The sequence below is a fragment of the Citrobacter sp. CK195 genome (assembly GCF_030333365.1).
GTDB lineage: Bacteria > Pseudomonadota > Gammaproteobacteria > Enterobacterales > Enterobacteriaceae > Citrobacter_B > Citrobacter_B koseri.
Genome location: NZ_JAOWGB010000023.1, coordinates 276794 through 292004, shown reverse-complemented (window position 1 = coordinate 292004; position 15211 = coordinate 276794). Strand labels below are relative to the sequence as shown.

Sequence of the window (15211 nt, the reverse complement as noted above, 5' to 3'; positions counted from 1 at the left end):
CAGTTAGCGGGCTGCGGGTTGCAGTCCTTACCGGTATATGTTCTATGTACTACGCGTTGCAGAAAGGCGGCAAATCTGGGAATCCCCAGGAGCTTATGCCCGGGTGAGCAGATAAAGCCAACGCATCTGCGGCGTGAAAGACGATGAACATAATGGAATCTTCTCTGGAGAGTAACTCCCAGGCTGTTCCCCTGATAATTGCGCTGTATTTCCGTATGAAATACAGGCAACCGACACTCTGCGCCTCTTTGAGCAGACGATAACCGTGAGGTTGGCGACGCGAATAGACACGAGGCCATCGGTTCACACCCGGAAAGGCATTACTATGCCCGCAGCTTAGTCGTCAATGTAAGAATAATGAGTAAGTTACGATGAAAAGAATGTTAATCAACGCAACTCAGCAGGAAGAGTTGCGTGTTGCCCTTGTAGATGGGCAGCGCCTGTACGACCTGGACATTGAGAGTCCAGGACACGAGCAGAAAAAAGCGAACATCTATAAAGGCAAAATTACCCGTATCGAACCGAGTCTGGAAGCGGCTTTTGTTGATTACGGCGCTGAACGTCACGGTTTCCTCCCGTTAAAAGAAATTGCCCGCGAATATTTCCCCGCCAACTACAACGCCCACGGCCGTCCAAACATTAAAGATGTGTTGCGCGAAGGTCAGGAAGTGATTGTTCAGATTGATAAAGAAGAACGCGGCAACAAAGGCGCTGCGCTGACGACGTTTATCAGTCTGGCAGGGAGCTATCTGGTTTTAATGCCGAACAACCCGCGCGCGGGCGGCATCTCCCGTCGCATTGAAGGCGACGATCGCACCGAATTAAAAGAAGCGCTGGCAAGCCTCGAACTGCCTGACGGCATGGGGCTTATCGTGCGTACCGCAGGCGTCGGCAAATCCGCCGAAGCGTTGCAGTGGGACCTGAGCTTCCGCCTGAAACACTGGGAAGCGATTCAGAAAGCCGCTGAAAGCCGCCCTGCTCCATTCCTGATCCATCAGGAAAGCAACGTTATCGTCCGCGCATTCCGTGACTACTTACGTCAGGATATCGGCGAAATTCTTATCGATAATCCGAAAGTGCTTGAGCTGGCGCGCCAGCACATCGCGGCGTTGGGCCGCCCGGATTTCAGCAGCAAGATTAAGCTTTATACCGGCGAGATTCCGCTGTTCAGCCACTACCAGATCGAGTCGCAAATTGAATCCGCCTTCCAGCGTGAAGTGCGTCTGCCTTCCGGCGGCTCTATCGTTATTGACACAACCGAAGCGTTAACCGCGATTGATATTAACTCCGCGCGTGCCACACGCGGCGGCGATATCGAAGAAACCGCGTTTAACACAAACCTGGAAGCGGCCGATGAAATTGCTCGCCAGTTGCGCTTGCGCGACCTCGGCGGCCTGATCGTTATCGACTTCATCGACATGACGCCAGTACGCCACCAGCGCGCGGTGGAAAACCGTCTGCGCGAAGCGGTACGTCAGGATCGTGCGCGTATCCAGATTAGCCATATTTCTCGTTTTGGCCTGCTGGAGATGTCCCGCCAGCGTCTCAGCCCGTCTCTGGGCGAGTCCAGCCATCACGTCTGCCCACGCTGTAGCGGCACCGGCACCGTCCGCGACAACGAATCGCTCTCCCTGTCTATTCTGCGTCTGATTGAAGAAGAAGCGCTGAAAGAGAATACCCAGGAAGTTCACGCCATTGTTCCGGTTCCGATCGCCTCTTACCTGCTTAACGAAAAGCGCACCGCGGTTAATGCTATTGAGACTCGCCAGGATGGCGTGCGCTGCGTGATCGTACCAAACGATCAGATGGAAACGCCGCACTACTCCGTTTTGCGCGTACGTAAAGGGGAAGAAACGCCAACCCTGAGCTACATGCTGCCGAAACTGCATGAAGAAGCGATGGCGTTGCCTTCTGAAGAAGAGTACGCCGAGCGTAAACGCCCTGAACAACCAGCACTGGCGACCTTCGCGATGCCGGAAGTGCCGCCTGCGCCGACGCCAGCAGAACCTGCGGTGAAAACAGCGACGGCAGCACCGAAAGCCGTTGCCACTGCGCCTGCACAGCCAGGTCTGCTTACCCGCTTCTTCGGCGCGCTGAAAAACATGTTCAGCGGCAGCGAAGTCGCCAAGCCGATTGAACAACCTGCACCGAAAGCAGAAGAAAAACCGGAGCGTCAGCAGGATCGTCGTAAGTCTCGCCAGAATAATCGCCGCGACCGTAACGATCGCCGTGACAACCGTGATAATCGCGACAACCGCGCTGAAGGCGGTGAAAACCGTGATGACAACCGTCGTAACCGTCGTCAGGCGCAGCAGCAGAACGCAGAAGCGCGTGACAACCGCCAGCAGTCTAACGACGTTGCCGATAAGGCGAAGTCCGGTGACGAGCAGCAGACGCCGCGTCGTGAACGCAACCGTCGTCGCAACGATGAAAAACGTCAGGCACAGCAAGAAGTCAAGGCGCTGAATCTGGATGAGCAACCGGCTCAGGAGACGGAACAGGAAGAACGCGTTCGTCAGGCGCAGCCTCGCCGCAAACAGCGTCAGCTGAGCCAGAAAGTTCGTTACACAGACTCTGCAACCTCTGAAGCAGAAGCTGTCGCAACGCCAGTCGTCGAAGACGCTGTCGCCGCCCAGCCTGCTACGCAAAGCGCGCCTGCTCAGCGTACTGAACTGGCGAAAGTCGACCTGCCAGCGATCGCAGACGTTGCGCCAGCAGAGCAGGAAGAAAACGGCGAAGCGCGTGATAACGCAGGAATGCCGCGTCGCTCCCGTCGTTCTCCTCGCCACCTGCGCGTCAGCGGCCAGCGTCGTCGTCGCTACCGCGATGAGCGTTACCCGCTTCAATCGCCAATGCCGTTAACCGTCGCTTGCGCTTCACCGGAAATGGCGTCTGGCAAAGTGTGGATTCGCTACCCTGTCGCCCGTCCTCAGGATACGCAGGTTGAAGCACAGCACGAAGAAGAGACCGTACAAGCTCAGCCGGTTGCAGTAGAGCCGCAGGTCGTCGCTGCCGCAGCTGAACAGGTTGTAGACGCACCGGTTCAAACTGAAACCGTTGTCGCTGAACCTCAGCCCGCTACTGTGGAAACAACGCATCCTGAAGTGATTGCCACCCCGGTTGAAGAACAACCTCAGGTGATTGCAAAGGCTGACGTCCCTGTTGCGCAGGAAGTCGCTGCACAAGCGGAACCTGCCGCTGACGTTCAGGAAACCACGACGGCTGAAGAATCCGCTGACGTTGTCATCGCCGAACCGGAAGAGATCGTTAAAGAAACGGTTGAACCTGTCGTTGTTGCCGCTGAACCGGAAGAGATTATCGCTGCGCCAGTCGCCGTTGCAGTTGCAGTTGCTGAAACCGTGTCAGAAAGCGCGGTAACTACCGGGGAGAAACCCGTCAGCCACGCCAGTGCGCCGATGACCCGCGCGCCTGCGCCGGAATATGTCCCGGAAGCGCCACATCACAGCGACTGGCAGCGCCCTGCCTTCATCTTTGAAGGTAAAGGTGCGGCAGGTGGTCATAGCGCAACGCATCAGGCCGCCGCGCCAGCCACGCGCCCGCAGCCTGTAGAATAAGCTGAACGCGATGTTAAAGATAAGCCGACCTGCGGGTCGGCTTTTTTGTACCTGCAATCGGTGCCCGTTATCTGTTTTCCGGGCAAAAAAATGCCCGCTCCGGGGTGAAGGGAGCGGGCAGACAAAACATACCCAGTTTCATGATATGTTTCAAAACATGTGCTATCTGTTCAACTGAAACAGAGACATTCCTTGCATATCGCTAAACGCTTTATAGGACGCCTGTAACGCAGCCTGTTGCATTACATACGACGAGATGGCCGCGTTCCAGTCCACATCGACCAGATCGCTCATCTGCTGCGCCTGACCCAGCGCGCGCTCACTTCCCAATGAATCCAGGGAATCCAGCTCACTCAATTGCGTTCCCAGTTCCGCACGAACGGTCAGGACGTTATTAAGTGAATTTCTTAAACCGCGATTCGTTTTATCAATCGCCGCATCGGCTTCCGCCTTCTTCACATCATCGCCGGCAACCGGCGTATTCAGCGCTGCAATGGCCGTATCCAGCATCGCAAACAGGTTGGTTTCTGAGGCGCTGTTATCAGGCTCCGGTACGGCATTACTGGTAATACGATTAAAAATCTGATCGCCCGTATGGCCAATTACCATCGTACGCGAAACATCAACTTGTTGGATGATGTTTTCAGTGCCCCCACTATAGTCACCATTCGCCTGATCAAACGGCGCTTTTTCAGTTTTATAGCCCGCGAAAATGTAACGACCGTTGCCGTCGGTGCTGTTGGCCAGGTTCATTAACTGATCGCGAACCCCCTGTAGTTCGATCGCCAGCGAGGCACGGTCATCGTCGCTTAAGGTGCCGTTAGCGGCGTTAACGATTTTTTCCTGCGCCGTTTGAATCGAAGTAGTCACCTGGCTTAGCACGTTTTCTTCCAGCGACACTTTCTGAGTGGCAAAGGTACGTGCCAGCGCATACTGACTGTTCTGAGCCTGGGCCTGAGCGAGTACGATAGCCTGAGAAGCAGCGACAGGATCGTCAGATGGATTAATCACGCGCTTACCGGTGGACATCTGCTCACCGTACTTCATCCATTCAGCCTGGGAATTGGTGATACCACGCATATTCTGCTGGTACATCATCTGGGTACTGATACGCATTTATCCTCCTCTCCCTTAGCGAATGCCCAACAGCGCATCAAACAGCGTATTCGCGGTTTGCAGCACCTGGGCGTTCGCCAGGTAGTACTGCTGATAGCGTTGCAGGTTGCCGTATTCTTCATCAAGGTTAACGCCGGAAATCGATTGCTGCTGGTTGTACAATTGCGTCACGACATTACCCTGCGCCGTACTGCTGGTTTTCAACGTAGCGGTTTTGTTCCCCACATCGCTGACCAGCGTCGCGTAAGCATCATTAAAGGACTTATTGCCTACCGTTTTCTGGGTTTGTAAATCCAGCAGTGCCTGACCGTTACGGTTATCACTTTCACCCGCATCAGCATCAGAGGCCATTGCGATTTTGGATTCATCGGTCACCAGCACGTTCATGTTCACAATGGCATCGCTGACCGGCTTCAGGGTAAAGCTGTCATTCGCATTTGCCCCTGCCCCGACCGTCACTTCCAGCCCATCAAACGTCAGTTTCCCGTTGGTTTCAATCGCCTTAAAGCTGGTGTTGTCTGACAAGCGCGTGACCTGCCAGTCCTGACCATCAAATACCAGCTTATAATTGGTAGCCTGTACCGCGGAACTGTCGGTGACTTCCGCAGACAAGGTTCCGCTACCCGTATTTTTCGCATTACTCAATACGGACGGTTTACCGATGGAAAAGAAGTCCTCGCCCTGATCGCCATTGGCATCATATCCCTGTTTATGCTGGGCATTAAACGCTTCGGCAAAGGCCAGCGCCAGCTGGTTGAGGGTATTGCGAGTCTGATCCAGATCCTGAGAGCGGAACGTCAGCAACCCGCCAAGCGAGCCGCTATTGAGCAATTTTTCCGGGATTTCAACGTTTCCGGCAGTCGCATCAACATAGGCGACCGTGGTGCGTGACGGATCGGCGCTGGACGGCACCGCAGCCAGTTGACGAGCACTGCTGCCCTGCACCAGGGTATAGCCATTCGCCATCGTCAGGTTATAGGTGCCGCCGTCCTGGACGCTAACTTCCACACCAACAATCTGGTTCAGCTCACTCACCAGTTGGTCGCGTTGGTCGAGAAGATCGTTCGGTGAAGCGCCCGCGCCCACCCCGGTCAGACGGGAAATCTGATCGTTTAGGCTGGCGATCTGCTTCGTGTAATTATTGATCTGTTCAACGCTGGAGCCAATGGCAATATTGACCTGCTTATCCTGATCGCGCAGGTACTGATCGGTCGTTTTAAACTGGTTTACCAGGCCGTCGGCTTTACCGATAAGCGCCTGACGCGCCGCCGGGTCCTCCGCGTTGCTGACCAGCGTTTGCAGGCTGGAGAAGAAATCCTGCAAGGAGGTCGAAATTGAGCTAGTGGTACTGGAGAGCAGGTTATCAATTTTCGACATTTGCTCATACCGCACGGTCAAACCACTGCTCTGATTCTGCGCTGCGCGTAACTGATTGGTAATAAAAGAATCATACTCACGCTGTACGCCAGAAACGTAGACGCCATTACCGACCCAACCGCCCGCTCCCAGCGTACTGTTGGCCTGCGCCATAATCGTCGTCTGTCGGGTATACCCGGCAACGTTATAGCTGGAGATGTTATTACTGGCAGTATTTAACGCAGCCTGGGCTGCGCTAAGTCCGCTCATGGCGTTGTTAATTAAGCTGGACATGGAGGTTCCTTGTAATCCTTCAATACTGGTTATTATCGGCAGCAGGTTTCTGGACTTGAGCTATTTAAAAGAGATTGTCGAGATTCGCGCTGTACGTTTTGCTCACCTTGTCGCTCATGGATTTCAGCTGTTGAATCATGCTGGTTAATTTACGCGCATAGTCAGGATCGGTTGCATAACCGGCATTTTGTAACGCCTGTGCGCCCTGTTCAGCGGTAGACGCGGCGGTCACCGCGGCATAGCGCGGGTTACGGGTCAGCAGCCCCACATAATCCGATAGCGCCTCCAGATAGGAGCTGTAAACGCGGAATTTCGCTTTTACCTTCTTCGCTTCGCCGTTCTCATATTCGGTGGTGGTGATCTCTGTTACCGGCCCCTTCCAGTTGGACGAGGCCTTAATGCCAAACAGGTTAAAGCTCGGCTCGCCATTTTCACGGCGGATCTGTCGCTGACCCCATCCCGACTCCAGCGCCGCCTGCGCCAGAATCAGATGATGCGGCACGCCGCTTTGTTCACTCGCCAGGCGTGCCGGAAGCGAAAGCTGGGCCAGGAAGTCTTTGCTGTCGCCGGACAGCGGCTCATCATTATTTTCCGGCGCTTTTGGCATCGCCTTACGCACCAGCTGCGTCAGCGCCTGATTTTGATAGCTGGTCACCGTTTCCAGAGGGAACTTCATTGGTACCTGCGGCGCTTCTTCCGCAGGCTGCGTCTGCCCCTCGGTCATCTGCCTGACCATCATCTCCGCCAGTCCCAACCCTTTACCGGCGGTCATCTGCTGCGCAATCTGCTGGTCATACATGCTGGTGTACAGTCGCGTTTGATCGCTGCTGAATATGCCGTCTTTCGGCAGCGCTTCACGCATGCTTTTCAGCATCATCTGCACAAACATCCCTTCAACCTGACGAGCGACCGGGCGGATATTCGCCGCGGGGTCTTGCCCCGCTTTGGCTTTCAGCTCATTGAGCGATTGCGCATCCCAGGCCGCGCTGGCCAACAGTTTGCTGTCACCAATCATCAGATAATTTCCAGTTTGGCGCGCAGACAACCCGCGCTCTGCATGGATTGCAGGATGGACATCAGATCCATCGGCGTGGCGCCCAGCGCATTCAGCGCGCGGACAACGTTGTTCAGGTTGGCGCTGGAACGGACGCTTTGCAGCGAACCGCCGCTCTGACGTAAATCAATCTGCGTTTGTGGCGTGACGACCGTCTGCCCCCCGCCAAACGGCGTGTCCGGCTGGCTGACGTTCGCCTGGCGATTCACCGTTACGGACAAATTGCCCTGCGCGACGGCGCAGCTGTCCAGCGTCACTTCACGGTTCATCACCACGGAACCGGTACGGGAGTTAATCACCACCTTCGCGTCCTGTGGTGTGACGTTCACCTCCAGATTCTGGATATCCGCCAGGAAACGGACCTGCGAGCTGTTGCCGCTGGGTACGCGAACCTGAATCGTGCGCGCATCCAGCGCAGTCGCACTGCCATAGCCACGGGCACGGTTGATGATGTCAGTGATCTGCTGCGCCATTGCGAAGTCTTCGTTGTTCAGTTGCAGATTGAGGGTATTTCCGCCGCCAAACTGGCTGGGCAGCTCGCGTTCAATAATTGCGCCATTGGTGATACGCCCGCCATTGAGTTGGTTAACCTGCACGCTGCTGCCGCCCGCAGACGCCCCTGCGCCGCCGACTAAAATATTTCCCTGCGCCAGGGCATACACCTGGCTATCGACCCCTTTCAGCGGCGTCATCAGCAATGTACCGCCGCGCAGACTTTTCGCGTTCCCCATTGAGGACACCACCACGTCGATCGTTTGCCCCTGGCGACCGAATGCCGGAAATTGCGCCGTGACCATTACCGCCGCAACGTTTTTCAACTGCATATTGGTGCCCGTCGGGACGGTGATCCCCAACTGAGACAGCATGTTATTCAGCGTCTGGGTGGTAAAGGGCGTCTGGGTCGTCTGGTCGCCCGTCCCGTCCAGGCCAACTACCAGCCCATAACCAATCAGCGAGTTTTCCCTCACCCCCTGCACGCTGGTCAGATCCCGAATACGATCGGCATGCGCCAGGGTGGTTGCCAGTATCAGTACAATTCCAACAAGAGATTTAAACACTGGAGACCTCGCTTACATCGGCGACAAGTTAAGGAAGAAACGTTGCAGCCAACCCATATTTTGCGCCTCGTTGATATAGCCGTTGCCGACATATTCAATGCGCGCATCCGCAACCTGTGTTGACGGAACGGAGTTGCTGCCGCTGATGGTGCGTGGGTTCACGACCCCGGAGAAGCGGATGAACTCAGTGCCCTGATTAATGGCGATCTGTTTTTCACCCACGACGTGTAAATTGCCATTTGCCAGTACCTGATCGACGGTCACGGTCAGCGTGCCGCTAAAGGTATTGCTGGCGTTCGCGCCGCCTTTACCATTGAAGGAGTTCCCGCCAGAGGCTTCCATATCTGCACGCGCGTTGCCGAACAATCCCTGCAAATAACGAGGAACCGTATCAAAGCCGAAGTTGGTTTTACCGTCACGGCTGGCATTGGCGGAGGAGCTCTTACTGGCGCTGACGTTTTCCTGCAATACAATCGTCAGCGTATCGCCGATATTGCGTGGACGTCGGTCTTCAAACAGCGGCTGATAGCCATAGTTAATCGGCTGCGCAGACTGAAAAATGGAACCATTCGCCACCGGAGTCGGGCCCGGTATGGGCTGTGCAGTGGTCGCGCCCTGCACGAGCGGTGTGGAAGGTATCCAGGCACATCCTGTCAGTGAAACCACCAGCAGGGCCATAATCGGGTAATGGTGCGCAGCGTATTTTTGCATTGCCTTCATCTTCAAAATCAGTGTGCCGGTGAGGTTTCCCTCACCGGACGACACTTAGAGTTGCGTCAGTTTTTGCAGCATCTGATCGGTAGTCGATACCGCTTTGCTGTTAATTTCGTAAGCGCGCTGAACCTGGATCATATTCACCAGTTCTTCCGCCACGTTTACGTTAGAGGTTTCGACATAGCCCTGATACAGCAGACCCGCACCGTTAAGCCCTGGCGTACTCTCATTCGGCGCACCCGAGGATTGCGTTTCGGTGTACAGGTTTTCACCAATGCTTTCCAGACCCGTATCGTTCATGAACGTGGTCAGGTTAAGCTGCCCCACCTGTACTGGCGCGGCCTGCCCCTGCTGAGTTACGCTTACCACGCCATCGCGACCCACGGTGATGCTCAGCGAGTTCGCCGGAATGGTGATCGCTGGCTGTACCTGGAAGCCGCCTGCCGTGACCAGTTGGCCGTTCTGATCCACCTGGAAAGAACCGTCACGGGTATAAGCAGAAGTGCCATCCGGCAACATCACCTGGAAGAAGCCCTGCCCTTTGATGGCGACATCTTTACTGTTGTTGGTCTGAGACAGGTTGCCCTGACTATGCAGACGCTCGGTGGCGACCGGGCGAACGCCCGTACCGATTTGCAGACCAGAAGGTAAGGTCGTCTGTTCTGACGACTGCGCGCCAGGCTGACGAATCGTCTGGTACAGCAGGTCTTCAAACACCGCGCGTTGACGCTTAAAACCATTGGTGCTGACGTTTGCCAGGTTGTTGGCAATCACATCCATGTTGGTTTGCTGCGCGTCCAGGCCGGTTTTGGCGATCCATAATGAACTGATCATAAAATGTCCTGTATTAACTCATCGACAGCAGTTGGTTAGCGCGCCCGGCATTGTCATCCACGCTGCTGATAACCTTCATCTGCATTTCAAAACGGCGGGCGTTAGCGATCATATCGCTCATGGCGGACACCGCATTCACGTTACTGCCCTCCAGTACGCCAGACATCACGCGAATGGACGGGTCAGCCTGCAACACCGGGCCACGCGCAGCCTGTGTCGCCGCGCTTAAACGGAACATACCGTCATCGCCGCGTTGCACTTCGCTGCCAAGCGCTTTCACCAGCTTCAGACGTCCTACCGGTGCGACGGTATTGGCCGGATCGCCAGGGTTAAGCGCAGAGATAGTCCCGTCTGCCGCGATAGTGATTTCTGAACCTTCAGGAACGGCAATCGGCCCGGCTTCACCGATAACCGGATGCCCCTGAATTGTCAGTTGCCCGGTCGGGTCCACCTGAATGCTGCCGTTACGGGTGTATCCCTCGTTACCATCAGCGGTCTGAACAACCAGCCAGCCATCCTGTTGCAGCGCCACATCCAGCGGGCGCGAGGTGTAATCCATCTGCCCGGGCGTCATATCGGCTCCCGGCGTGGATGCGGCCACCAGCGTACGCGTCGGTAAAGAGAGACCTTCCACCGGCACCGCGCGCAACGCATTAAGTTGCGCACGAAAACCCGGCGTGGAGGCGTTCGCCAGGTTGCTGGCCGTCACCGCTTGTTGATTAAGCGTCTGACTGGCCGCGCCCATGGCGGTATATATTGCGTGATCCATTAAGCCATCCCGTCAGGCGCTTAGCGCAGGTTAACCAGGGTGTTGAGGATCTGATCCTGGGTTTTGATGGTCTGCGCGTTTGACTGATAGTTACGCTGCGCGACGATCATATTCACCAGCTCTTTACTCAAATCCACGTTTGAGGATTCCAGCGCGCCATTGGTCAACTTACCGAAGTTACCCGTACCCGCCGTACCAAGCAGCGCAACGCCTGAAGCCTGCGTCGCCGCCCAGACGTTATCACCCTGAGAAGCCAGACCTTCATTGTTGGCGAAGTTAGCCAGCACGATCTGCCCCAGAACCTGCGTTTGTTCGTTGGAATAGTTACCCACTACGGTGCCGTCATCGTTGATCTGATAGCTCACCAGATCGCCCGGCTTATAGCCGTTCTGGTTGGTCGCGACGATGTTGTTCGCACCGGTGTTCTGCTGCATGGAATTCAGGAAGCTCAGGGAGAAAGAGGCTGGGTCCGCACCATTAATTGCGCCAGTGACGATATTGGCGGAACCGCCAGAAACCAGCATCCCGTTTTCATTGAATTCCATCGTGGTAGACAACGTCGGCGTCGCGGTTGGATCGCTGCTGTCCATGGTGTGAACTTCCCAGGTGTTGTCCTGCGTCTTAACAAAGAACACATTCACATCATGGGCGTTACCCTGACTGTCAAAAACGGTAACGGTACCCTTTTTGTTATAGGAATCCGCATCGCTCGGATCAAACGGCGTTTTCGACGGCAGTTCATCGCTGGAGTTAAGGTTGATCTGCATAGACGCCGTGGTAGTCGCCTTCGCGGCCATCAGGGTGTTCGGGATGGTGATCGGGCCTGGGTTCGCCCCCTGCTGGATCGTCGGCGGCGTTCCGGTTGCCGGATAGCCGGTCAGTTGCAGCCCCTGCATGTTAACCAGATTGCGGTTCTCATCCAGTTTGAACTGGCCGTTACGGCTGTAGAAAACGGAGCCGTTGCTGTCTACCAGACGGAAGAAACCGTTCTGGCTAATCGCAACATCCAGGCCACGCCCGGTGTTGGTGGTAGTGCCGTCGGTAAAGTCCTGGGTAATCCCGGCGACTTTAACGCCCAGGCCCACTTTGGAGCCCGCGAACATATCAGCAAAAGACGCCGTACCGGATTTAAACCCGTAGGTGGCGGAGTTGGCGATGTTATTACCAATAACATCGAGGTTGGTCGCTGCTGCGTTCAGACCGCTGACCGCTTGAGAAAAGGCCATGACTTACTCCTGATAAGTGTAAAGGCTTAAATGATTTGCCGTACTTCGTCGAGTGTGGTGGTTCCGTAGGTCCCTAAATCCAGGGTATTGCCGCTACTGTTGCGGATAACCCCCTGAACCAGCGCAAACTGAAGCGGTTGCGCCACAAGCTGCGTACTGCCGTTGCTGGCGGCGATCGCGACGTTATAGGAACCGTTTGGCGCGCTTGTGCCATCCTCCAACGTACCGTCCCAGGTAAAGGTATGAACGCCAGCCTTCAGCTCGCCGATATTGATCGTGCGCACCACCTTGCCGTCTTTGTCGGTAATGGTGGCGGTGACTTTATCCGCTGCCTGCTGCAACTCCACGCCAAACGGCGTCGTGGTGATGGTCGCGCCCTCTTCGGTGCCCGTACCGGCCAGAATGGTGGTGCCGGGGATCATGACGCCATGACCAATCAGGGTGCTGGCCTGTAGCGACTGGCTGTTGTCGATCTGCCCGGAAATCGCGCCCAGCGTGGTGTTCAGTTTTTCAATTCCGCTAACGGTGCTGATCTGCGCCAGTTGCGTGGTCAGCTCGTTGTTTTGCAGTGGGTTGGTCGGGTCCTGATTCTTCAACTGCGCGACCAGCAATGTCAGGAAGCTGCTTTGTAAATCACTTGCGCTGCTTCCCGTCAGCGAACTGCCACTGCTGGTGGATGCGACTCCCGAGTTGGTCGAGTCATTCATATTTACGGCAATAGACATACGCGCCTCCTTTACTGGCCTAATGTCAGCGTTTTAAGCATCATGCTTTTCACGGTATTAAGAACTTCGACGTTTGCCTGATAGCTGCGCGAGGCTGACATGGTGTTGACCATTTCACCGACCACATCCACATTAGGCATTTTTACGTACCCATTGGCGTCCGCCAGCGGGTTGCCAGGCTCATACACCAGTTTGTCCGGCGCCTGACTTTCAATGACGTCCGCCACTTTTACCCCACCGGTTGCCGCCCCTGGCGCCGCGTCTACCTGAAAGACCACCTGTTTAGCGCGATACGGCTGACCGTCCGGCCCGGTGACGCTATCGGCGTTCGCCAGGTTACTGGCCGCCACGTTAAGACGTTTGGACTGCGCGGTGAGCGCCGACCCGGCAATATCAAAAATGTTTAACAGCGCCACGAATTAGTTTCCTCCCTGTAGCACATTCATCATGCCTTTGATTTGTCCACCCAACACGGTGAGGCCCGTCTGGTATTTCAGACTGTTATCCGCAAACTGCGTACGCTCGCGGTCCATATCGACGGTATTGCCATCAAGGGACGGCTGGTCAGGAATACGGTAGAGCAGATCCACCGAAGGAGACGCGACGGTCTGGGCCGGAATGTGTTGTGCAGAGGTGAGCTTCAACGCGATCCCACCGGTTTCTTCCCGGCCACGCACCATGACTTTTTTGAGTTCGCTGGCGAAATCCATATCACGCGCCTGATACCCAGGGGTGTCGGCGTTAGCGATATTGGCGGCCAACACCTCCTGGCGTTGAGCGCGCAGATTCAGCGCTTCCTGTTGAAAACGTAAGGCGGCATCGAGCTTATCGAGCATATCTCCTCCGCAAATGACAAAATTCAGCCGACAGCTTAAATCCCATCACGCGCGCGTTATCGCCGGAATAAACGCAAAATGCGTCGCTATTTGTTGCGTTGATGCTTGTGGTACGCAGGTAGAATCCTGTCATTGCTTAAACTGGCGGGAAGTGACGATGCAAACGTTAAAACGTGGAATAGCGCTGCTGGCGCTGCTGTTCAGCCCCCTGACGATGGCTCAGGATCTGAATGCCCAGTTAACGGACTGGTTTTCTCAGCGTCTGGCAGGGTTCAGCGATGACGTCGTCGTCACGATCCGCACGTCGCCCAATCTGTTGCCGAATTGCGAACAGCCCGCGCTGAGCGTAACCGGAAGTGCGAAGTTATGGGGGCATGTGAACGTACTGGCGCGCTGCGCGAACGAAAAGCGCTACCTACAGGTAAATGTACAGGCAACGGGGAATTACGTTGTTGCCGCGGCCCCCGTCGCCCGTGGCGGTGCACTTGGCCCGGCTAACATCACGCTAAAACGCGGACGGCTGGATCAGCTTCCCCCGCGAACCGTCCTGGACATCAACCAGATTCAGGACGCTGTCAGCTTGCGCGACCTCGTTCCCGGGCAGCCAATACAGCTCAGTATGTTGCGCCAGGCATGGCGGATAAAAGCCGGTCAGCGCGTTCTGGTGGTGGCGAACGGCGACGGATTTAGCGTCAATGCGGAAGGCCAGGCACTGAACAATGCCGCCGTCGCGCAAAACGCGCGCGTACGCATGTTGTCAGGCCAGGTCGTGAGTGGAACCGTCGATCCTGATGGGAATATTCTTATTAATCTATAATGAGTTAAAGATTTTGTAGTGGCTGCCGATAAATAATCAACCAATGATGATAGCTGGCTGCTACAGCGTAACCCCTCGATGAGGATAAATAAATGAGCATTGACCGTACCTCACCTTTGAAGCCCGTTAGCACTGTCCAACCGCGCGAAACCAGCGATGCGCCGGTACAAAAAGCGCGTCAGGAAAAAGCGTCAACCACGACCAGTACCAGTGTGAAGTTAAGCGATGCTCAGGCGAAACTGATGCAACCCGGCACCGGCGATATCAATATGGAGCGCGTGGAAACCCTGAAAACGGCGATTCGTAACGGTGAGTTGAAGATGGACACCGGTAAAATTGCAGACTCGCTGATCCGCGAGGCGCAGAGCTACTTACAGAGTAAATAAGCGTATGACTCGTCTGTCAGAAATTCTGGATCATATGACGGCTGTCCTCAATGACCTGAAAAAGGTGATGGATGCCGAGCAGCAGCAGCTCTCCGTAGGTCACATTAACGGTAGCCAGTTACAGCGTATTACAGAAGAAAAAAGCTCTTTACTGGCGACGCTGGATTATCTGGAGCAGCAGCGCCGTCTTGAACAAGATGCGCAGCGTAACGTTAATGATGATGTCGCCAGACGCTGGCAGGCGATTACGGAAAAAACGCAGCATTTACGCGATCTCAACCAACATAATGGTTGGCTGCTGGAAGGGCAGATTGAACGGAATCATCAGGCGCTCGACATGCTGAAACCGCATCAGGAACCGACGCTATATGGCGCGAACGGTCAAACCGCCTCTCCCCACCGTGGCGGGAAAAAAATCTCTATCTGATTGCCGGATGGCGGCTACGCCTTA

The 15211-nt window shown here is 55.4% G+C and carries 15 protein-coding genes; 4 read left to right on the top strand and 11 right to left on the bottom strand.

The window, feature by feature from the left end:
- Positions 1-371 precede the first annotated feature (371 nt).
- Positions 372-3575 (top strand): ribonuclease E, encoded by a 3204-nt coding sequence (gene rne, locus OGX93_RS09905; RefSeq protein ID WP_286449637.1) that lies wholly within the window; start codon positions 372-374, stop codon positions 3573-3575.
- Between the two features lie 162 nt (positions 3576-3737).
- Here rne and flgL read toward each other — a convergent pair whose 3' ends face one another.
- From flgL to flgB, 11 genes are all read right to left on the bottom strand, one after another.
- A complete protein-coding gene (gene flgL, locus OGX93_RS09900) occupies positions 3738-4691 on the bottom strand; it encodes a flagellar hook-associated protein FlgL (protein ID WP_115626607.1) in 954 nt (317 codons plus the stop codon).
- A gap of 15 nt (positions 4692-4706) precedes the next feature.
- Positions 4707-6341 carry a flagellar hook-associated protein FlgK gene (flgK, locus tag OGX93_RS09895; RefSeq protein ID WP_286449638.1) on the bottom strand — a complete coding sequence of 545 codons (1635 nt, stop codon included), beginning with the start codon at positions 6339-6341 and terminating at the stop codon, positions 4707-4709.
- Positions 6342-6405: 64 nt separating this feature from the next.
- Positions 6406-7356 (bottom strand): flagellar assembly peptidoglycan hydrolase FlgJ, encoded by a 951-nt coding sequence (gene flgJ, locus OGX93_RS09890; protein WP_047457531.1) that lies wholly within the window; start codon positions 7354-7356, stop codon positions 6406-6408.
- Positions 7356-8453 (bottom strand): flagellar basal body P-ring protein FlgI, encoded by a 1098-nt coding sequence (locus OGX93_RS09885; protein WP_286449639.1) that lies wholly within the window; start codon positions 8451-8453, stop codon positions 7356-7358. The genes flgJ and OGX93_RS09885 overlap by 1 nt, the downstream gene beginning before the upstream one ends.
- A gap of 12 nt (positions 8454-8465) precedes the next feature.
- A complete protein-coding gene (gene flgH / locus OGX93_RS09880; protein WP_024130441.1) occupies positions 8466-9164 on the bottom strand; it encodes a flagellar basal body L-ring protein FlgH in 699 nt (232 codons plus the stop codon).
- A gap of 54 nt (positions 9165-9218) precedes the next feature.
- Entirely contained in the window at positions 9219-10001 is a 783-nt protein-coding gene (gene flgG / locus OGX93_RS09875) for a flagellar basal-body rod protein FlgG (RefSeq protein WP_012132843.1), read from the bottom strand.
- A 13-nt stretch (positions 10002-10014) separates the two neighbouring features.
- Positions 10015-10770: a flagellar basal-body rod protein FlgF gene (flgF, locus tag OGX93_RS09870; RefSeq protein ID WP_012132844.1), complete on the bottom strand. Its 756-nt coding sequence runs from the start codon at positions 10768-10770 to the stop codon at positions 10015-10017.
- A gap of 20 nt (positions 10771-10790) precedes the next feature.
- A complete protein-coding gene (gene flgE, locus OGX93_RS09865; protein WP_012132845.1) occupies positions 10791-11996 on the bottom strand; it encodes a flagellar hook protein FlgE in 1206 nt (401 codons plus the stop codon).
- A 26-nt stretch (positions 11997-12022) separates the two neighbouring features.
- On the bottom strand, positions 12023-12721 hold the full coding sequence (gene flgD, locus OGX93_RS09860) for a flagellar hook assembly protein FlgD (protein WP_012132846.1): 699 nt from the start codon (positions 12719-12721) through the stop codon (positions 12023-12025).
- A gap of 11 nt (positions 12722-12732) precedes the next feature.
- The gene (gene flgC, locus OGX93_RS09855; RefSeq protein WP_012132847.1) at positions 12733-13137 is read right to left on the bottom strand and encodes a flagellar basal body rod protein FlgC; all 405 of its coding nucleotides are present in this window, start codon (positions 13135-13137) and stop codon (positions 12733-12735) included.
- A gap of 3 nt (positions 13138-13140) precedes the next feature.
- Positions 13141-13557 (bottom strand): flagellar basal body rod protein FlgB, encoded by a 417-nt coding sequence (flgB, locus tag OGX93_RS09850; protein ID WP_012132848.1) that lies wholly within the window; start codon positions 13555-13557, stop codon positions 13141-13143.
- A gap of 157 nt (positions 13558-13714) precedes the next feature.
- Between flgB and flgA the strand changes: the two genes are divergently transcribed.
- The 3 genes from flgA to flgN all read left to right on the top strand — a co-directional run bounded on the left by flgA (position 13715) and on the right by flgN (position 15187).
- The gene (gene flgA, locus OGX93_RS09845) at positions 13715-14374 is read left to right on the top strand and encodes a flagellar basal body P-ring formation chaperone FlgA (RefSeq protein WP_012132849.1); all 660 of its coding nucleotides are present in this window, start codon (positions 13715-13717) and stop codon (positions 14372-14374) included.
- 92 nt (positions 14375-14466) lie between these two features.
- Positions 14467-14760, top strand: coding sequence for a flagellar biosynthesis anti-sigma factor FlgM (flgM, locus tag OGX93_RS09840; protein ID WP_047457540.1), 294 nt, complete (start codon positions 14467-14469; stop codon positions 14758-14760).
- Between the two features lie 4 nt (positions 14761-14764).
- Positions 14765-15187, top strand: coding sequence for a flagella biosynthesis chaperone FlgN (gene flgN, locus OGX93_RS09835; RefSeq protein WP_012132851.1), 423 nt, complete (start codon positions 14765-14767; stop codon positions 15185-15187).
- Positions 15188-15211: the final 24 nt, after the last annotated feature.